The 19932-nt window shown below is 60.4% G+C and carries 21 protein-coding genes; 15 read left to right on the forward strand and 6 right to left on the reverse strand.

Annotated elements, in window-relative coordinates:
- Window positions 1-33: 33 nt before the first annotated feature.
- From AD666_RS17435 to AD666_RS17445, 3 genes are all read right to left on the reverse strand, one after another.
- Window positions 34-1146, reverse strand: a complete 1113-nt coding sequence (locus AD666_RS17435) for a M14 family metallopeptidase (RefSeq protein WP_053154541.1) — start codon at window positions 1144-1146, stop codon at window positions 34-36.
- Window positions 1147-1249: 103 nt separating this feature from the next.
- On the reverse strand, window positions 1250-2029 hold the full coding sequence (locus AD666_RS17440; RefSeq protein ID WP_053154544.1) for an ABC transporter substrate-binding protein: 780 nt from the start codon (window positions 2027-2029) through the stop codon (window positions 1250-1252).
- 265 nt (window positions 2030-2294) lie between these two features.
- The gene (locus AD666_RS17445) at window positions 2295-2729 is read right to left on the reverse strand and encodes a rhodanese-like domain-containing protein (RefSeq protein ID WP_053154547.1); all 435 of its coding nucleotides are present in this window, start codon (window positions 2727-2729) and stop codon (window positions 2295-2297) included.
- 101 nt (window positions 2730-2830) lie between these two features.
- Between AD666_RS17445 and ftrA the strand changes: the two genes are divergently transcribed.
- Complete coding sequence (gene ftrA, locus AD666_RS17450) at window positions 2831-3805, forward strand: transcriptional regulator FtrA (protein WP_053154550.1); 975 nt, start codon at window positions 2831-2833, stop codon at window positions 3803-3805.
- Between the two features lie 184 nt (window positions 3806-3989).
- Here ftrA and cobF read toward each other — a convergent pair whose 3' ends face one another.
- Together cobF and AD666_RS17460 are read right to left on the reverse strand one after the other, a co-directional pair.
- The gene (gene cobF, locus AD666_RS17455; RefSeq protein WP_053154553.1) at window positions 3990-4745 is read right to left on the reverse strand and encodes a precorrin-6A synthase (deacetylating); all 756 of its coding nucleotides are present in this window, start codon (window positions 4743-4745) and stop codon (window positions 3990-3992) included.
- Complete coding sequence (locus AD666_RS17460) at window positions 4742-5320, reverse strand: histidine phosphatase family protein (protein ID WP_053154555.1); 579 nt, start codon at window positions 5318-5320, stop codon at window positions 4742-4744. The genes cobF and AD666_RS17460 overlap by 4 nt, the downstream gene beginning before the upstream one ends.
- A gap of 299 nt (window positions 5321-5619) precedes the next feature.
- Here AD666_RS17460 and AD666_RS17465 point away from each other — a divergent pair, with 299 nt between their 5' ends.
- The 11 genes from AD666_RS17465 (at window position 5620) to AD666_RS17515 (ending at window position 15794) form a co-directional block, all read left to right on the forward strand.
- On the forward strand, window positions 5620-6477 hold the full coding sequence (locus AD666_RS17465; protein ID WP_053154557.1) for a MurR/RpiR family transcriptional regulator: 858 nt from the start codon (window positions 5620-5622) through the stop codon (window positions 6475-6477).
- A gap of 2 nt (window positions 6478-6479) precedes the next feature.
- Window positions 6480-7124, forward strand: coding sequence for an isochorismatase family cysteine hydrolase (locus tag AD666_RS17470; protein ID WP_053154560.1), 645 nt, complete (start codon window positions 6480-6482; stop codon window positions 7122-7124).
- A complete protein-coding gene (locus AD666_RS17475) occupies window positions 7121-8473 on the forward strand; it encodes a glutamine synthetase family protein (RefSeq protein WP_053154563.1) in 1353 nt (450 codons plus the stop codon). Before AD666_RS17470 ends, AD666_RS17475 begins: the two co-directional genes overlap by 4 nt.
- A complete protein-coding gene (locus AD666_RS17480) occupies window positions 8457-9209 on the forward strand; it encodes an N-formylglutamate amidohydrolase (RefSeq protein WP_053154568.1) in 753 nt (250 codons plus the stop codon). The genes AD666_RS17475 and AD666_RS17480 overlap by 17 nt, the downstream gene beginning before the upstream one ends.
- 56 nt (window positions 9210-9265) lie before the next feature.
- A complete protein-coding gene (locus AD666_RS17485) occupies window positions 9266-10615 on the forward strand; it encodes an APC family permease (protein ID WP_053154570.1) in 1350 nt (449 codons plus the stop codon).
- Between the two features lie 126 nt (window positions 10616-10741).
- Window positions 10742-11758, forward strand: coding sequence for an arginine N-succinyltransferase (locus AD666_RS17490; RefSeq protein WP_053154573.1), 1017 nt, complete (start codon window positions 10742-10744; stop codon window positions 11756-11758).
- A 61-nt stretch (window positions 11759-11819) separates the two neighbouring features.
- Window positions 11820-12854, forward strand: coding sequence for an arginine N-succinyltransferase (astA, locus tag AD666_RS17495; protein ID WP_053154575.1), 1035 nt, complete (start codon window positions 11820-11822; stop codon window positions 12852-12854).
- Window positions 12855-13112: 258 nt separating this feature from the next.
- The gene (locus AD666_RS17500) at window positions 13113-13886 is read left to right on the forward strand and encodes a hypothetical protein (protein ID WP_256222691.1); all 774 of its coding nucleotides are present in this window, start codon (window positions 13113-13115) and stop codon (window positions 13884-13886) included.
- The gene (locus tag AD666_RS17505) at window positions 13883-14542 is read left to right on the forward strand and encodes a hypothetical protein (protein ID WP_053154581.1); all 660 of its coding nucleotides are present in this window, start codon (window positions 13883-13885) and stop codon (window positions 14540-14542) included. The genes AD666_RS17500 and AD666_RS17505 overlap by 4 nt, the downstream gene beginning before the upstream one ends.
- A gap of 16 nt (window positions 14543-14558) precedes the next feature.
- The gene (locus AD666_RS17510; protein ID WP_053154584.1) at window positions 14559-14741 is read left to right on the forward strand and encodes a hypothetical protein; all 183 of its coding nucleotides are present in this window, start codon (window positions 14559-14561) and stop codon (window positions 14739-14741) included.
- Between the two features lie 183 nt (window positions 14742-14924).
- Complete coding sequence (locus AD666_RS17515) at window positions 14925-15794, forward strand: oxaloacetate decarboxylase (protein WP_053154586.1); 870 nt, start codon at window positions 14925-14927, stop codon at window positions 15792-15794.
- Between the two features lie 147 nt (window positions 15795-15941).
- Here the strand turns inward: AD666_RS17515 and AD666_RS17520 are convergent, their stop codons facing one another.
- Window positions 15942-17171, reverse strand: coding sequence for an acyl-CoA dehydrogenase (locus AD666_RS17520; protein WP_053154589.1), 1230 nt, complete (start codon window positions 17169-17171; stop codon window positions 15942-15944).
- Between the two features lie 174 nt (window positions 17172-17345).
- Between AD666_RS17520 and AD666_RS17525 the strand changes: the two genes are divergently transcribed.
- From AD666_RS17525 to AD666_RS17535, 3 genes are all read left to right on the forward strand, one after another.
- A complete protein-coding gene (locus AD666_RS17525; RefSeq protein WP_053154592.1) occupies window positions 17346-18275 on the forward strand; it encodes a LysR family transcriptional regulator in 930 nt (309 codons plus the stop codon).
- A gap of 210 nt (window positions 18276-18485) precedes the next feature.
- Window positions 18486-18887, forward strand: coding sequence for a MerR family DNA-binding transcriptional regulator (locus AD666_RS17530; RefSeq protein ID WP_053154595.1), 402 nt, complete (start codon window positions 18486-18488; stop codon window positions 18885-18887).
- Window positions 18888-19028: 141 nt separating this feature from the next.
- Window positions 19029-19928, forward strand: a complete 900-nt coding sequence (locus AD666_RS17535) for a hydroxymethylglutaryl-CoA lyase (protein WP_053154598.1) — start codon at window positions 19029-19031, stop codon at window positions 19926-19928.
- Window positions 19929-19932 lie beyond the last annotated feature (4 nt).

The raw sequence follows: 19932 nt of genomic DNA on the forward strand, positions 1-19932 counted from the left end.
GCAACCGCCGTGCGGTGAGGTAGACCGCAGTTATCAGTCGTTGATCAATTTCCCGCTGCGAATCGGTTCAGCCCCGGCCACTTTCGCCTGCCAGATACCCGGCTGGGTGTAACGTCCACGGTCCAGGGCAAACAACACACCGGCAGTGCCGGCCGTTACCGTGGTGACCCGATCATTCAGCGGATCGACCACTTCGAACACCGGATCACCCTGCTCCACCCACTCACCGGCCTCACGCAGGAAGCTCACCACACCATGGTGCGGTGCGAACAGGTATTGCGTGCCTTCGAACGGAAACCCTCCGCAACAGTGCGCAGGCGCCGCCGGCCAGTCGCCGCCGATAAAACCCTGCTCGGCGAGAAACCCCAGAATGGCTTCGCAATTGGCCTGGGCCTGGTCCACTCGGGTGTCGCCCATGCTCCCCAATTCCAGCGTGGTTGCCAGGTTGGCCAGCGGGATCGCGGCCTCGGGAAACGCCTTGGCCAGGCGCAGCCAGGGCGATGAACAGGACTCGTCGAACGAACTGCCGCCCGAGTCCTCGCACAGCAGTGCCACACCGGCCTTCAACCGCGCCGCCAGGGAGCGCCATTGCGGCCAGTGTTGCGGCAAGGCATACAAATGAATGACCGCCTCGAAATCGCAGTGCAGGTCCAATGTGATGTCGGCATCGCAGGCGTGTCGCAGCAGCAGGCGATGCAGCGCTTCGAGTTGCGAAGGTGGTGCCGGCAGTTCGTCCAGTACCTGCGTCATGGTCTGGCGGATCAGGGTGATATTGGCAGCCGGGTCGTCCCCCAGCCGGTCGCCGATGCGTTGCGCCACCGGGGCGCTGAGCTCCACGAAGGAGCGGTTGAAATTCTTGCCGCTGCCCAGCTCGAAACGCCCCATGTGGGCGCTTTGCAGATGCTGGTCCAGCCCGATGGGGTTGGCCACCGGCACCAACTCAACCACACCCTTGAGCAGCCCCTGGGCTTCCAGTTCGTTGAGCCGCTGTTTCAACTCCCAGGCCGTGCGCATGCCAGGTAACTCATCAGCGTGCAGGCTGGCCTGAATGTAGGCCTTGCGCGGGCCGTGGCCGTAACGAAACACACTGAGCCGGCGCTCGGTTCCCAGGTGGCTCCATGGCAGGGTATGGTCGATGCGTTGCATGAAATCTCCAAATACGAAAGCGCTCAGGACGCAGGGTAAAACAATCGCCCATGAAAAAGGTGGCCGACCGCGTCAACGGAGGGCCACCTTGGCGTCCGCGGGATTAATGCCCGTAGACGTCGAAGGCGAAGTACTTGTCCTGCACCTTCTTGTACGTGCCGTTGGCGCGGATTTCGGTGATGGCGGCATTGAATTTCTCGGCCAGGGCCGTATCGCCCTTGCGCACGGCAATGCCGGCGCCGCCACCGAAATACTTCGCATCTTCGTAGGTCGGGCCTACGAAGGCGAAGCCTTTGCCGGCGTCGGTCTTCAGGAAACCTTCATCGAGGTTGACCGAGTCGGCCAACATGGCGTCGAGACGGCCGGCGACCATGTCCAGGTTGGCTTCCTGCTGGGAGCCGTAGCGCACCAGGTCGATGCCCGCCGGCACCAGCACCTCGGTGGCGAAACGGTCATGGGTACTGGCGCGCAGCACGCCGACTTTCTTGCCCTTGAGCTCGGTCAGCGGATCCTTGACCGTGGAGCCTTCCTTCATTACGAAGCGCGCTGGGGTGTGGTAGTACTTGATGGTGAAATCGACGTTTTTCTTGCGATCGTCGGTGATGGTCATGGACGACAGGATCGCGTCGATTTTCTTCACTTTCAGCGCCGGGATCAGGCCGTCGAATTCCTGTTCGACCCAGATGCACTTGACTTTCATCTGCTCACACAGCGCATCACCGATATCGACGTCGAAGCCGGCCAGCTTGCCATCGGCCGTCTTCATCGAAAAGGGTGGGTAACCGGCTTCGATCCCGAGACGGATCGGTTTGGCATCTTCGGCTACGGCCGACAGAGACAACACGGACAGTGCCAGGGCACCGAACATTGCTAGCTTCTTCATGAACTCTCCTGCGTGCGCTGATTTTATTCTTTGACGGATCGGGCAGATTCGACGGCTTACCGGAGTGCAGCATCAGGTCGGCAAAACCGAAGTGGCCGGCAGTCTAGAGGGGTGCTCAGGCGGGAAGTTATGTTGAAGCGACAAATACTTACAGAAATACCCGGATTCGTCCGCAGACTTACGGATTTACGAAAGACCTGACGGACCTGTGGTGGCGAGGGAGCGAGGCCCCTGCCACCGAAGGCTGTCAAACAGAGAAAAGGCTTCAGCAGTCGCAGCCGATCGCTGTGTCCGTCACCCGCTCCACCGAACCGGTCAGGCGAAAGCCTTCGTCCAGCCAGCCCATGATGCCACCGATCATTTCCTTGACCGGGTAACCCAGGGTCGCCAGGCGGACCGCCGCCTTGTTCGCCCCGTTACAGTGCGGACCTGCACAATAGACCACGAACAATGTGTCCGGCGGATACACCGACAATGCCTGGGCGGTAATCGACCGGGTTGGCAGGTTGACCGCCCCCGGCACGTGCCCTCGCTCATACGCCAGCGGCCCGCGCACGTCCAGAAGAATAAAATCGACCTGCCCGGCCTGCTGGCTGGCATGGACGTCGGAACAATCCGTTTCGAACGTCAGACGACGACTGAAATGCTGCAGGGCGACGTCGGACGGGGCAGCCGGTACTTCACTAACCAGACTGGTCATCAGGTGTACTCCATGGAGGATGAGGGCGTAGGCAGACTTTATCCGTCTGATACTAACCGCTACAGTGGCCCGTAAGACACTCTGTGGGAATTTTCCGCCATATGCAGCCCTCCCCCGGCCTTGTCGCCGTCCTCGCCTACGATGGCTTGTGCACGTTCGAATTCGGCGTAGCCGTCGAGATATTCGGCCTTGCCCGACCGGAATTCGATTTCCCCTGGTATGAACATCGAATCGTTGCGGTCGATGACGGCCCGATGCGTGCCATGGGTGGTTTCCAGATCCTGACCGATGGCGGGATGGAACTGCTGGAGACGGCCCGGACGATTGTGATTCCCGGTTGGCGCAGTCGCAGCGAAACACCTTCCGAGGCCCTGCTCGACGCATTGCGCAACGCCCACGCCCGAGGGGCGCGCCTGCTATCGATCTGCTCCGGGGCCTTCGTGCTGGCGGCTGCCGGCCTGCTCGACGGGCTGGGCGCCACCACCCACTGGCGCTACACCGATGAACTGGCCGAGAACTTTCCCGCCATCCTGGTGGATCCGGACGTACTGTATGTAGATGCCGGCCAGGTCATCACCTCGGCCGGCAGCGCGGCGGGTATCGATGCCTGTCTGCATCTGGTGGCGCGGGACTTCGGCGCCCAGGTCGCCAACGCGGTGGCGCGTCGGCTGGTCATGTCACCGCAACGCACGGGCGGCCAGGCGCAATTCATTCCCTCACCGGTCAGCCGCACGCCCCGTGGTGATCTGTCACGCGTGATGCAATGGGCCCGCGAACGCCTCCATGAACCCCTCGGCGTACGCGAACTGGCCAGTCAGGCCGCCATGAGCGAACGCACCTTCTTGCGCCATTTCACCCAGGCCTGCGGCCAGTCGCCCAAGGCCTGGTTGCAACATGAGCGCCTGGCGCGAGCCCGCGAGTTGCTGGAAAGCACCGAAGACACCACCGACAACATCGCCCAGTTGTGCGGCTACCGTTCGGTCGAAAGCTTTCGCGTGGCTTTTCGCAGCGTGGTGGGGTTGGCGCCGTCGGTGTATCGGGAGCGGTTTGGACGGGGTATGAGGCCGTCCCGCTGAACAAGCGCCTGTAGCACCAGGGCTTGCCCGAATGCCGGTCAGTCAAACCCGTGGGAGCAAAGCTTGCTCGCGATAGCGGTAGGCCAGCCGACACCGTTGTACCAAACCCGGCCCAATCGCGAGCAAGCTTTGCTCCCACAGGTTGTGGCTTAACTGATCGGCATTAAGACATGCCTGCGAACTTTCAGGGTTTACGCAACAAATAGGTGTCCATGATCCATCCGTTAGCCTGACGTGCGACCTTGCGGGTACGTTCGATATCATCGGCCACCTCCCCCAACCGGCCTGCGATCAGGATTTCATCCGGCGTACCGAGATAGGCGCCCCAGTAGATGTGCGTGTCCAGGTCGCTCACCTGGCGGTACGCATCCTGCGCATCGAGCATCACCACCACGCTGGCCCCGTCCCCCACCTGGGTCTTCGCCAACCGACGTCCGGTAGTGATTTCCAGCGCACCGCCAATGCTGTTCAACGGCACCTTGTGCCTTGCCGCGAGGGCCTGGACACTGCTGATGCCGGGGATCACTTCGAATTCGAAGGTACAGCATCCCGAATCAAGAATCGCCTGGAGGATGCGCACGGTGCTGTCATACAACGACGGATCGCCCCACACCAGGAAACTGCCACACTGTCCATCGGACAATTCTTCATTGATCAGCCTTTCGAACATCGCCTGCTTGGCACGGTTCAGTGCCTCGACACTGCGGGTGTAATCCAGCTCGCCGCGTTGGCGCTCGGGACTTTCAGCCTCGATGAAACGGTAGGTGTGATCGACGATGTAGCGCTCGCAGATTGCACGCCGCAAATCCACCAAGGAATGCTTGGCAGGCCCTTTGTCCATGAGAAAGAACACATCCACCCGGTTCAAGGCTTTCACGGCCTGCATCGTCAGATGATCCGGATCGCCGGCACCGATGCCGATGACCAACAATCTCTTCATTGGTTTGGCTCCACGTCAGGCCCCAGGGTGCGCAATCGCCACACGCCGTTGAACCGCAACTCCAAGGCGGACAGCGGTTCGACATCGATGCGATTGAATGTGGACGCCGGGCAGTGCAGGACATTCACCAGGGCCGCCCGGATCACGAACGGATGAGTAACAGCCAGCACATGCCCAGGGGTGTTTTCCAGGCTGGCCAGCCAGTCTCCGACACGGCGACACAATCGGGTGATGGACTCGCCGCCATGGGGCGCTGCATCGGGATCGTCCAGCCAGGCTTGCAAGCGCTGCGGTTCGGCCTTGAGCAGTTCGTCGATAGACAAACCGCGCCACTGCCCCAAATCACAATCGGCCAGGGCTTGCTCCACCCGGAAGGTTTCGCCGTACAGAGCCGCCGTCTGGCGAGTGCGTAGCTCTGGACCACAAAGCAATTGCCGGACATTGCCAAAGCCATGGCCGACGTCCGGGCGCCTGGACAGCCAATCGGTATCCACCGGTTCGTCCAAGGCAAAGCGCGCCGCTTTCTGAGCGACGGTACGGGCATGGCACAGCAGGGTCAGACGAGTGGCTTGCACACAGGGCTCTACGCAACCGGAGGGACTAAAGGGACGGCCATGCTGGGGCAGTTTCTTGTACAACACCTTATATGAAATCAAATATCTAGGACAAAGTGACGTTATCTCTTACATGAAAAGGAGCATTGGCTGACACACAAATGCCGATCTACCAAGTCCCCGTCCTACAGGGGTTTCGCACCATTTTCGAGCATTTTAAACGGAACGTAAAAAGCGCTGGACATGTAGTACCCGCTACATAAATACTCTTTTCAGGAGTTATGAAAGAAATCCAACACCCATCCAGGCAAGGAGCACGGATGCCCCCCCTCAGAGACCTGATTACCGACCCCGGTCTGGATTTGACACCGTCGGAACGCAAGGTCGTGCGCGCTCTGCTCGATCACTATCCACGCAACGGCCTGGGGCCGATGTCGCGCCTGGCCGAGCATGCCGGCGTGAGCGACCCGACCATCGTGCGGCTGGTGAAAAAACTCGGTTTCGGTGGTTATGCCGAGTTCCAGGATGCGCTACTGGTCGACATGGATCATCGGCTGCGCTCTCCCCGGACACTGTTACACCCCCGCGCCAAACTGCAACAGGGCGATACCTGGAGCCAGTACCTGGCCGCCAGCCATCAGACGCTCCTTGAAACCCAGGCCCTGACCCAGCCCGAAGATGTGCGCATTCTGATGCAGTGGCTCCTCGACAACCGGCATCAGGTGCATTGCTTCGGCGGACGCTTCAGCAGTTTCCTGGCCCAGTATCTGCTCAACCACCTGCGCCTGCTTCGCGCTGGCTGTTTTGCCCTCGAGGACAACGCCCAATTGCCCGACCGGCTGTTCGACGTGCAGCGCCAGGACGTGGTACTGATCTTCGATTATCGTCGCTACCAGGCCCAGGCCTTGCGCGTAGCCAATGCGGCCAAGGAGCGCCACGCCAGGGTCGTGCTGTTCAGTGATATCTACACATCGCCCTTGCGCGAACTGGCCGACCTGATCATCAGTGCACCGGTGGAATCGTCGGTCTCGGCGTTCGACAGCCTGGTCCCGGCCCTGGCCCAGGTCGAGGCGCTGATCGCCTGCCTGACCCTGCAATGCCCGGAGCTGGCCGAACGCCTGGAAGGCATCGATGCCCTGCGCACAGAGTTCAACACGCATCTGCTGGAGGAAAAATAAGGATGTTCTCACTCCCCCACCGCTCCCCCAGGGACCTGCCCTTCACCCGCGACCACACCGCCTTGCTGCTGGTGGACATGCAACGCGCCTGGCTGGAGCCGCAATTCGATGCCCACCTGGACGCCCCCGAGGCCGACTATTTCATCCGTCGTGCCCGCGACCTGGTGATTCCCAACCAGCAGCGCCTGCTGGCGGGGTTACGAGCAGTCCGGCAGAACGTGTTGCACACCCACATCGAAAGCCTCACCGCCGATGGCCGCGACCGCTCGCTGGACCACAAATTGTCGGACATGCACCTGCCCAAGGGCAGCCCACAGGCGCAGATCATCGCCGAGCTGGCACCGCTGGAGAATGAAATCGTCTTGCCCAAGACGTCCTCTGGCGTGTTCAACTCCACCAACATCGACTATGTATTGCGCAACCTGGAGACCCGGCACCTGATCGTCGCCGGCATCGTCACGGACCAATGCGTCGACATGGCCGTGCGCGACGCCGCCGACCGCGGCTACCTGGTCACCCTGGTGGAAGACGCCTGCGCCACCTACACCGAACAACGCCACCTGGCCTGCCTGAACGCAATCCAGGGCTATTGCTGGATCACCGATACCGACACCGTACTCGGACGCTTGCAGGAGATGCTGCCGTGAGCCGACTCGAAGGCGCTACGCCGCTGGCACCGCTGCCCGTAACCACGCTGGTCAGTACCGATCTGATCGGGGTGACCCGCGGCCGTTCGTTTCCCAGCGATGAACTGCCTCATTACGTCACCGCCGGTTGCGGCTGGGTGCCGGCCAACAGTGCCCTGACCCCCCAGGACATCATTGCCTCGGTCAATCCCTGGGGCGCTTATGGCGATCTGCGGCTGATCCCGGACCTGTCCAGCCGCGTAACCATCACCAATGGCCCCGATGCTCAGGCCCCCGTCCTGGATTTCATCCATTGCGACGTGCGGGAAACCGACGGGCGCCCATGGAGCACGTGCCCACGCACGCTGTTGCAGGACGAAGTGGAGCGCTACCGCGCCGAGCTGGGCTTGCAAATCTTTGCCGCCTTCGAGCATGAATTCAGCCTTCAGGCTCCCCAGCTTCAACCCGATCGTCTGGCCTTCAGCCTGCAAGCCCAGCGCCAGCAGGCGGGGTTCGCCGGATGGTTGCTCAGTGCATTGCGGGCCGGTGGTGTCGAACCGGAGATGTTCCTGCCCGAATACGGCAAGCACCAATACGAAATCACCTGCCGCCCCGCCCTGGGCGTCGCTGCCGCCGACCGTGCAGTGAACGTGCGGGAAATCACTCGCGAAATTGCCCGGCAAATGGACCTGGCGGTGAGCTTCGCCCCCAAGACCTCGGAGAATGCCGTGTGCAACGGCGTACACCTGCACCTGAGCCTGCAAGACTTGAGCGGCGACCCGGTGCTCCACGACGCCACGAGCGCCAACGGTCTCTCCAGCGTCGGTCGGCATTGGGCGGCCGGTGTGCTGCACTATCTGCCGGCCCTGTGCGCGCTGACCGCGCCGACACCGGTGTCCTATGAACGTCTGCAACCCCATCACTGGAGTGCGTCCTACGCTTGCCTGGGACAGCGCAACCGCGAGGCGGCATTGCGTATCTGCCCGACCGTGAGCCTGGGCGCGAAACCGGTGGCGAACCAGTACAACCTGGAGTTCCGCGCGATGGACGCCACCGCCTCGCCGCACCTGGCCATGGCTGCATTGTTGATGGCCGGGCGCCTGGGCATCGAACAGCGCCTCGCGCTCAACGCTGTCACCGACGAAATACCCGACGATTTGACTAAGGCACAACGGGAGGCTCGTGGCATTATCGCCCTGCCGACCACCCTCACTCAGGCGCTGGACTGCTTACGTCATAGCGGGGCACTGCTGGAAGCCTTGCCCGGCCCGCTGGTCGACACCTACTTCGCCTTGAAGGCCGAGGAGCTGGCCTTGACCCAGGCGCTATCACCTGCCGAGCGTTGTGAGCACTATGCGCGAATCTATTGAGTGTGCCGAGTCGGGTCTCTATACCGAGCCCGCCTACCGGTTGATCCGGGAGAACGCCGGGCATCCTCTGATACTGGTGTGCGAACATGCCAGCCGTTTCATCCCCGCCGCCCTGAATGACCTGGGCCTGGATGAAACGGCATCCCATGACCACATTGCCTGGGACATCGGCGCTCTGGACCTGGCCGAGCGCCTGGCCGAAACGCTCGGCGCAACCTTGATGGCGGCCAACTACTCACGGTTGCTGATCGACCTGAACCGCCCGCTCCATGTGCCGGACAGCATCCCGGCCCAGAGCGAGATTTATCAGATACCGGGTAATCAGTCCCTGGACGAGGCCACTCGCGCTTATCGGCAACAGTACCTGTTCCACCCGTTCCATGACCGCCTGCGGTCGCTGATCGACCAGCGCCTGGCCGACCAGCGGCCGGTGCGGGTGGTGGGCATCCACAGTTTCACGCCGGTGTTCTATGGCCAGCCTCGCGCCCTGGAGGCCGGTGTGCTGTTCGCCGAAGCGGTGGATTACGCCCAGCGTATCGTCGACGGGCTGAGCCGGCACTCGCTGCGTGTGGCGGGCAACCAGCCCTACCGGATCAACCCTTTGAGCGACATGACAGTCCCGGTGCACGGCGATGGCCGCGGCCTGGATTCGGTGTTGATCGAAGTGCGCAACGATCTGTTGCGCACCCCCGAAGCGGTACGAACCTGGTGCGACTACCTGGCGCCGTTGCTGTAGAAAGCCCGCGACAAGGCACAACGAAATCAATGATCGGCTGAAAAGGAGAACGGCTTGTGAGCATCGAGGTATTTGGCTACAAACAGGAATTGAAGCGCAGCCTGTCGCTGGCGGACCTGGTGATCTACGGGATGATTTTCATGATTCCCATCGCACCGTTCGGCGTGTACGGCTACGTGAATGCCGAGGCGCCTGGCATGGTGCCACTGGCGTACATCATCGGCATGGTGGCGATGCTGTTCACTGCGCTGAGCTATGGCAGCATGGCCCGGGCATTTCCGGTAGCCGGTTCCGTCTATTCCTACGCACAACGGGGCCTCAACCCACACGTAGGCTTCATCGCCGGTTGGCTGATGCTGCTGGACTACCTGCTGATCCCGCCGCTGCTCTATGTCTACGCCGCCATGGCGCTGAATCATCTATACCCGGAGATTCCCAAGGTCGGCTTCATCCTGGCCTTCCTGGTGAGCGCAACCTTCGTCAACCTGCGGGGCATCTCCTTCACTGCGCGCATGAATATCATCTTCCTGCTGGCGCAACTGGCGGTGCTGGGCATTTTCCTGTTCTACGCCTGGAACGCCCTGCACGGCGGTGCCGGCAACGGCCAACTGACCCTGGCGCCGCTGTACAGCCCGGATCACTTCAACTTCGCCCTGCTGATGCAAGCCGTGTCGATCGCCGTGCTGTCATTCCTGGGGTTCGATGCTATTTCCACCCTGGCCGAAGAGATCAAGGGTGATCCGGGGCGCAGCGTCGGCAAGGCATCGATGCTGACCCTGCTGGTGATGGGCGCGATCTTCGTGGCGCAAACCTGGATCGCCACCGACCTGGCGGCCGGCATGGGTTTCAAATCCGCCGATACCGCTTTCTATGAAATCGCCGAACTGGCGGCCGGCAGTTGGCTGGCGACCCTGACCGCGGTTGCCACCGCCTTGTCCTGGGGCGTGGCCGTGGCGATCACCTCACAAGCGGCGGTGTCGCGCCTGCTGTTCGGCATGGCCCGGGACGGCAAGTTGCCCAAGGTGCTGGCCAAGGTCCATTCGAAACACAACACCCCGTATGTGAGCATTTATCTGGTCGCCGTACTGTCATTGCTGATCTGCTATCTGTTCATCAATGCCGTGGACACCCTGACCTCCCTGGTCAACTTTGGCGCACTGAGCGGCTTCATGCTGTTGCATATCACGGTGATCAATCATTACTGGCGCCGCCAGCGGTCCGGGCAAGTGATCCGTCACCTGGTCTGCCCTTTGATCGGCTTCGGCATCGTCGCAGCCATTCTGTACAACATGGGCGTGGACGCGCAAAAGCTCGGCCTGATCTGGGTCGCGGCGGGCATCGTCTATCTATGCGTGCTCAATAAATTCGCTGCCGGCACGGCCCTGCCCGACCCAGCGGGTCAATGAGGTCAAACGGTGGCTGCCGGCTGCCCGGCGCCGCCTTGATACAACACAACGGTTACAACGCGTGGACATCGACAGTGATCGTCACGCCCGGTGCGGCCACCGGGCTCTGGAACAGGAGTGCAATCCATGCTGGCCTTACGTCCAGTTCAATTGAGCGATTTGCCGCAACTGCAGCAGCTGGCCCGCGACAGCCTGGTGGGTGTCACTTCGCTTCCAGACGACACCGAGCGCCTGCGGGAGAAAATCCTCGACTCATGCGCCTCGTTCGAGGCCGATGTGCAAAGCCCGGGCGGGGAGAACTACCTGTTCGTCCTACAAGACCTGGCCTCCGGCCGCCTGGTGGGCTGTTCGGAGATTCTCGCCCGAACCGGTTGCAACGAACCGTTCTATAGCCTGCGTAACCGTCCGTTTTCCAGCTCATCCCGGGAACTGAACATCCAGCATGGTGTACCCGCATTATCGGTGTGCCAGGACCTCAATGGCCAGACACTGCTGCGCGGTTTTCACATCGATGCCGAGCGGGTACGCACCCCGGAATCGGAACTGCTGTCCCGAGCCCGGCTGATGTTCATCGCCGCACACCCGCAACGCTTTGCCGAATCGGTTATCACTGAAATCGTCGGCTACAGCAGCGATGACGGCCAATCACCGTTCTGGGATGCCATCGGCCAGCATTTCTTCGCCCTGCCCTACGCCGAAGCCGAACGCCTATGCGGCCTGCAAAGTCGCACCTTTCTCGCCGAGTTGATGCCCCAGTACCCGATCTATGTGCCGATGTTGTCGCCCGAGGCCCAGGCGTGCATCGGCCGGGTGCATCCCGATGGACAGGAAGCCTTCGACATTCTGGAACGCGAGGGCTTCGAAACCAACAGCTACGTGGATTTATTCGATGGCGGACCAACGTTGCACGCCCGTGTCCCGTGCATCCGATCCATCGCCCAGAGTCGTGTGGCCCAGGCTTGCAAAGGCTCGCAGATCGACGCACGGGGCCGTTATCTGGTCAGTAACGACGACCTTGGAGGTTATCGGGCCATCGTGGCCGAGCTGGACGTCAATGCCGAGGGCCCCGTGGCCCTGACACCTGACATGCTCACGGCGCTGGAAATCACCGAAGGCGAGCGGATCCGGATGGTCAGCTTATGAACGTCGCGGGAAGTCGGGCCCTGCCAACACCTCAAGGCCGACAGAATCAAGGAGCTGCATCATGATTGTCCGCCCGGTCGCCATCACCGACCTGCCTGCGCTGTTGGAGCTCGCGCGTTGTGCAGGCCCTGGCGTCACCAGCCTGCCGGCCAACGAAGAGCGCCTGGCCCACCGTGTGCGCTGGGCCCAGCGCACTTTTGCCGGGCAAGTCGAACGCGCCGACGCCGACTATCTGTTCGTGCTCGAGGACGATGACCGACAGGTGGTCGGTATCAGTGCCCTGACCGGTGCGGTCGGGCTGCGGGAGCCGTGGTACAACTACCGGGTCGGGGTCACCGTCAGCTCTGCGCCGGAGCTGGGAATACAGCGTCAGATCCCGACCTTGTTCCTCAATAACGAGATGACCGGGCAATCGGAAGTCTGCTCGCTGTTCCTGCATCCGGCCCAGCGTCACGGCCATAACGGGCGCCTGCTGTCCCTGGCGCGGCTGTTGTTCGTCGCGGAGTTCTCCCAACTGTTCGGCGAAAAACTGATTGCCGAACTGCGGGGCCACGCCGACGAGCAGGGTTGCTCACCGTTCTGGGACAGCCTGGGCCGGCACTTTTTCCAAAAGGACTTCAGCTACGCCGATCAGTTGTCCGGGATGGGCAACAAATCCTTCATTGCCGAACTGATGCCGCGCCAACCGCTGTACACCTGCCTGCTCACCGAACAGGCCCAGGCTGTGATCGGCCGCGCCCACCCGAACACCGAGCCGGCCCTGAAGATCCTGGGTGCCGAAGGCTTCAGCCATAAGGGCTATATCGACATTTTCGACGGCGGCCCGGTGATCGAAGCATCGGTCTCGAAAATCCGCAGCGTACGCGACAGCCAATCGCTGGCCCTGGCCATCGGCACGCCGGATGAACAGGCGCCGGTGTGGCTGATCCACAACCGTCGCCTGGCGCACTGCCGGGTTACCAGCGCACGGGCCCATCTGCACGGTCATAGCCTGCTCGTCGATCGACTCACCGCCAAGCGACTGCAAATGCAACCCGGTGACACAGTACGGGCGGTGCCGCTGCTCAGTCAGGCCCGGCAGGCCGTAGCGGCGTAGCCTGAACATAAATACCTTATCCAAAGCAGTGGCCTGACCACGCTTTCCCTGCTTACCATCACCCCCTCACCAGACTCTTTTCGATCCCCTCAGCAACATGAGGGGACATGTTCTATACATCGAAAAAATGCCGAGCTGCATGATTGCTCGATAAGCACTTAGTTCATCGGCAATACTTATCGACAATTCCATAATTGCCACTCCCACAGTCAAAATCCATACTTCCCAACACCAACTCACTGCAACGAAAAGACGCTCATGATCAAGAATCTGATTTCCAATCCATTGCCACTGGAAGACATTATGAAAAGAATAAAAACATTAAACATGGCAACGGAAATCAATGAACTGATTACCACGCTGTGTGACAACGAGACACTTGCCACAGCACAATCCCGACGCGCAACCATTATGCGCATGGTCAACCCTCACACAAAAACCCTGACGTTGCATTGCACAGGGATCGGTAATATCACCCTCACGACCATTACCCATAACAGGCCCTCCCCACACCTGTTTTCGGTACCGGGGAAAAGTATTCTATTCGCACTTGACCACCCCTTCGAAGTCCAGCGATATGCACGTCACGATAATGAACTTGAAAAAACCGATGTCGTTACTGTCAGGCCGAACAAGCCACTGGTCATCGAGGGCAGTCGAACAGTCTTCGACTATGGCCAAGTACACCAGACTTCAGCCCGACTGGCAGGCAGAATCAACCTGCTGAACAAAAGTTCGGACATCGGCGTGTTTGATCGAACTTCGCTGAAAAAAGTCGCCTGGCTCCCTCACGATGAAAGTGCCGCCCGGTACCTCGTGAGTCTGGAGCTGCTCGAAACGATTCGGGATCCCAAGGGGACCGCCGTGGCCGAGGAGCTGATCTACCACTATCACCCCGCCGTGGCATGGAAGGCCTTCCAGTTGCTTTATCAGGCTGCGCCACGGCATGCATTGAGCTACCTCCCACTGTTGAAACGACACCAAAACCCGCGACTGGACCAACTGTTGCATCCATTGGAGATGGCAGCATGAAGCTGGAAACATTTGTTGCACGGCTGGGCACTTATGATCTGCAGCGTGACAACACTCACATCATCGAAGACCTCCGGCAACTGGCAACCAATCGTTCCTTATTGAGCGACCATCTCCATGCCACGATCCAGCAGGACGGTTTTGCTACGCATAACAGTCTTTACAACGTTTATGCTTTTGTTTTGTACAGCAATGATCTATTCACCCTTCGCATGGGCTTCTGGTCGCCGGTTGATACTTACGACGAAAGCGAGACATTCATTTACGACCTGAATCATAGCCATGACTTTGAAATGTATGCCGTTGGCTATAGCGGCGACGGGTACACCACTGTCATACGCGAAATACTGGACGACCTGCCTCTGCAATCAGGCAGGACACCCCGACTAGGCAAAGAGCGAACAGTCAAACTCGCACCTGGCGAAGTTTTATACATGCCGGCGCTGAGAGAGATCCACAGACAAGTTGCCCCTGAGTCAATGTCCGCGTCATTGAGTTTGCTCATTCATCCCGAGACGTCAAAAAAGATCGACGAAGCCTGGTGTTTCGACGAGCACTACATGCCGCTTTACCCCGGCATTGCCGCGCAAGAAACAGCGTTATTTACACAGACGCTGTCATTGCTCAATCCCGGGCAGCCTTACGCTGCCCAATAAACTAAAAGGAAGAAACATGAACAATCTGATGAACAACTGGGACGAAGCCCCTTTGCTGCGAGCGGGAACCAATGTGGTCCATACCGCAACCCAATTGAGCAGCGAAATCTACTGCACCATTCCTGGCTTCCCGACACGTTTCAACGTCGGAAATATTCATGAGATCAAGAAAATCTGGAGCGTTCCGGCCCAAGGCTGAATAGCCCGGTAATGAAGGGTGCATGACCCAGGCCGCCGACCTCAGGTCCGCGGCCTTTTGATGCGCTGCCAACATAGCCCATGCACATTCGTCATCATCTGGGTGGTAGCCACGTGATAGCCTTTGGTACTTTCGGCGTTGACACTTTTGCTCAAGCCCTTCCATTCCATTGGTGGAACTTATATGTCCAGGCTTTCCCATCAAGATTTACGCCGTAACTTCCGCCAACTGCTGGCTTCCCAGACCTGCTACCACACCGCGTCGGTGTTCGATCCGATGTCGGCGCGCATTGCCGCCGACCTGGGGTTTGAAGTGGGTATCCTGGGCGGCTCGGTTGCATCGTTGCAAGTGTTGGGCGCGCCGGACTTTGCGCTGATCACCCTGAGCGAATTTGCCGAACAGGCCACCCGTATCGGTCGTGTCGCCCAATTGCCGGTAATCGCCGACGCCGACCATGGCTATGGCAACGCCCTGAACGTGATGCGCACGATCATCGAACTCGAACGCGCCGGCGTCGCGGCGCTGACAATTGAAGACACGCTGCTGCCGGCACAATTCGGGCGCAAATCCACCGACCTGATCAGCGTCGCTGAAGGCGTCGGCAAGATTCGTGCAGCGCTGGAAGCCCGGGTCGATCCGGAAATGGCAATCATCGCCCGCACCAATGCCGCAATCCTGCCGGTCCAGGAAATCATCAGCCGCACCCAACAGTATGAGCGGGCCGGGGCTGACGGGATCTGCATGGTGGGCGTGCAGGACTTCGAGCATCTGGAGAAAATCAGCGAGAACCTGAACGTACCGTTGATGCTCGTCACCTACGGCAACCCGCTCCTTCGTGACGACAAGCGCCTCGCCGAGCTGGGTGTGCGGGTCACCATCGACGGTCACGGTGCCTATTTCGCGGCCATCAAGGCCACCTACGACAGCCTTCGCGAACAACGGCAGATCTTCACTCAGGCTTCGGACCTCAGCGCCACCGAACTGACCCACACGTACACCCAACCCGAGGAATACATCCGCTGGGCCGAGGAGTACATGAGCGTCAAGGAGTGACCTTTAACCTGTGGTGAGATTCAAGGACGTATCGCGAGCAGGCTCGCTCCCACAGGTTGCTATGGCAGACGCAAAGATTGATGACCGCCGCTGTATCCTGTGGGAGCGAGCCTGCTCGCGATGGCGTCACCGGGGTGAAATGATATTTCAGCGCCCGCTGCGCAGCATTTCCTTGGGCACGTACTTGCCGATCTCGAACTTGCCGATGGCGGCGCGGTGGACTTCGTCCGGGCCGTCGGCCAGGCGCAGGGTGCGTTGCATCGCGTACATGTAGGCCAACGGGAAATCGTTGGAAACCCCGGCACCGCCGTGAATCTGGATCGCACGGTCGATGACTTTCAAGGCCACGTTGGGCGCCACGACCTTGATCTGGGCGATTTCGCTCTTGGCCACTTTGTTGCCAACGGTGTCCATCATGTAGGCCGCTTTTAAGGTCAGCAGCCGCGCCATGTCGATTTCCATCCGCGAATCGGCGATCTTGTCGACGTTACCGCCCAGCCGCGCCAACGGTTTGCCGAAAGCGGTGCGACTCACCGCACGTTTGCACATCAATTCCAATGCTCGCTCGGCCATGCCGATAGAACGCATGCAATGGTGAATCCGGCCTGGGCCAAGGCGCCCCTGGGCAATTTCGAAACCACGTCCTTCACCCAGCAGCACGTTTTCGTACGGCACCCGCACGTTGTCGAACAGCACTTCAGCGTGGCCGTGAGGCGCATCGTCGTAGCCGAACACCGGCAGCGGTCGTACGATTTTTACCCCAGGGGTGTCCACCGGAACCAGAATCATCGAATGCTGGGCATGGCGCGGCGCATCAGGGTTGCTCAGCCCCATGAAGATCAGGATCTTGCAACGCGGGTCGCAGGCACCGGAGGTCCACCACTTCTTGCCATTGATCACCCACTGGTCGCCGTCGCGCTCGGCACGGGCGGCCATGTTGGTAGCGTCCGAAGAGGCGACGTCCGGTTCGGTCATGGCGAAGGCCGAACGGATCTCGCCACGCAGCAACGGCTCCAGCCAGCGTTGCTTCTGTTCTTCATTGGCGTAACGCACCAGCACCTCCATGTTGCCGGTGTCCGGTGCCGAGCAGTTGAACGGCTCCGGGCCCAGCAAGGAGCGCCCCATGATCTCCGCCAGTGGCGCGTATTCCAGGTTAGTCAGGCCGGCGCCCAGCTCAGACTCAGGCAGGAACAGGTTCCAGAGCCCCTCGGCTTTTGCCTTGGCCTTGAGCTCCTCCATGATGGCCGTGGGCTGCCAGCGGTCGCCTTCAGCCACTTGCCGTTCGAATACCGCTTCGGCCGGGTAGACGTAGGCGTCCATGAACGCCGTGACGCGTTCACGCAGCTCCTGAACCTTGGGGGAATACGCGAAATCCATGAGAGCACCTTCTTGGCAGAGGTTGTTTTAGGTCATGAAATCGATCCTAGTTCAGCTACGAAAATTTACCTAACCTATTCTCGGCGTGTATTAACATTCATCACCGATATATGTTTCACTGATTCGCATCGCCACCTGGCACCTCACAACAGTCCAAGAACAAGAGTGCAGCGCATGAATCTGAGCAAGGTCGACCTCAACCTTTTTATTGTCTTCGATGCGATCTACACCGAAGCCAACCTGACCCGCGCCGGGCAGATCGTCGGCATCACCCAGCCAGCGGTATCCAATGCCCTGGCGCGCCTGCGCGAGACGTTCAACGATCCGCTGTTCGTACGCACCGCCCAAGGCATGGTCCCCACGCCCATGGCCCAGAACATCATCGGCCCGGTGCGCAATGCCTTGTCGCTGCTGCGGGTATCAGTGCAGGAAAGCCGGATCTTCAACCCGCTCCAGGCGGTCAAGACCTACCGCATCAGCATGACCGACCTCACCGAAGGCGTGATTCTGCCGCCGCTGTTCCAGCGCCTGCGCCGACTGGCGCCCACCGTGGCCATCGAGAGCTTTCTGTCCAAGCGTCGCGAAACCACCAAGGAACTTGCCGCTGGCCGCCTCGATTTTGCCGTGGACGCGCCGCTCAATACCGACCCGCAAGTGCGTCACGTCAAGCTGATGGAAGATCGCTATGTGTGCGCCATGCGCAAGGGGCACCCGCTGGCGGGCAAGGAAAAGCTCAGCCTCGATGACTACCTGGCCCAGACCCACGTTCATATTTCCAGCCGGCGCAACGGGTTGGGCTATGTCGACCTCGCCCTCGGCAAGATGGGCATCCAGCGCAAGATTGCCCTGCGCTCCCAACATTACCTGATGGCCTCCCAGGTGTTACAACAGACTGACATGGTCATGACCGTGCCTGAACGCTTTACGCGTCGTCACGATTTGCATGCCTTCCTGCTGCCGGTCAACGATGTGCCGCCAGTGGAAACCCATCTTTACTGGCATGAAAGCACCGACCAGGACCCGGCCAACCGCTGGATGCGCGAGCAGATGATCGAGCTGTGCCAGCAGGTGACAGCGCATGAGAGGAAACTGGAGACGGTCTAGGCGACTAAAAACGGGGAAACGATCCAATGTGGGAGCGAGCCTGCTCGCGATAGCGGTGGATCAGGTTGCTTTGATGTTGAAGGTGCCGCGTTATCGCGAGCAGGCTCGCTCCCACAGGTTTTGGGTCCCTGAGTTCCAGAGCGCTTTGCTTGACGTGAACGTCAACCTGCCATTAGCTTAGCCCCAGCCCCTTCCGTTTCGAGCGCTTCCATGAGTAGCCAGACCTACAGCATTTCCGACCTTGCCCGCGAATTGGACATCACCACCCGGGCCATTCGTTTCTATGAGGAACAAGGCTTGCTGAGCCCCGAACGACGTGGGCAGGAACGCATCTATTCGCCGCGGGACAAGGTCAGTCTGAAACTGATCCTGCGGGGCAAGCGTATTGGTTTTTCCCTGGCCGAATGCCGCGAACTGATCGAACTCTACGACCCTTCCAGCGGCAACCAGAAACAGCTGCACAGCATGCTGGCCAAGATCGCCGAGCGCCGGGAACAACTCGAACAGCAATTGCTCGATATCGAACAGATGAAGCTTGAACTCGACACCGCCGAAGAACGCTGCATCCAGGCGCTGGAGCAGACGCTCAAGGGTGAAAAAACCGTCCAGTAACGATACGGATCCATTGTGGGAGCGGGCTTGCTCGCGAACGCGGATTTATTTCGACTCATCTGTCGATTGACACACCGTTTTCGCGAGCAAGCCCGCTCCCACACTGGACCTGATGAGCCCCACCACTACAGGTCAATCTCCATGTCCCTCCCCTCCTTTGTACGCCTGATCGAAGTCGGCCCCCGCGACGGCCTGCAGAATGAAGCCCAACCCATCAGCGTCGCCGACAAAGTTCGCCTGGTGGATGCCTTGAGCGCCGCTGGCCTGGGTTACATCGAGGTCGGCAGCTTTGTCTCGCCCAAATGGGTGCCGCAAATGGCCGGCTCCGCCGATGTGTTTGCACAAATCCAGCGCAAGCCCGGCGTCACCTACGGCGCTCTGGCACCGAACCTGCGGGGTTTCGAGGATGCACTGGCGGCCGGCGTCACGGAGGTGGCGGTATTCGCCGCGGCGTCCGAAGCGTTTTCCCAGCGCAACATTAACTGCTCCATCAAGGAAAGCCTGAACCGCTTCGCACCGATCATGGAGGCTGCGAAGCAGAGCGGCGTCAGCGTGCGGGGTTATGTGTCCTGCGTGCTGGGCTGCCCGTACGAAGGCGCGGTCAAGCCTGAGCAGGTCGCCTGGGTGGCCCGCGAGTTGTATGCGATGGGCTGCTATGAAGTATCCCTGGGCGACACCATCGGCACAGGCACCGCAGGCGCCACCCGCCGGATGTTCGAGGTGGTCGGCGAACAAGTGCCGCGTAGCAAGCTCGCCGGGCATTTCCATGACACCTACGGTCAAGCCATGGCCAATGTGTACGCCAGCCTGCTGGAAGGCATCGCCGTGTTCGACAGCTCCATTGCCGGGCTCGGCGGCTGCCCCTACGCCAAGGGCGCCAGCGGTAACGTCGCCACCGAAGACGTACTGTATTTGCTCAACGGCTTGGGCATTGAAACCGGGGTTGACCTGGATGCATTGATTCACGCGGGCCGACAGATCTGTGACGTGCTGGGTCGCCCGACCGGTTCACGGGTGGCCAAGGCACGCAGCGCGTCGTGAGTGT

Origin of the sequence: Pseudomonas sp. Pf153, assembly GCF_001269775.1 — a bacterium.
GTDB lineage: Bacteria > Pseudomonadota > Gammaproteobacteria > Pseudomonadales > Pseudomonadaceae > Aquipseudomonas > Aquipseudomonas uvaldensis.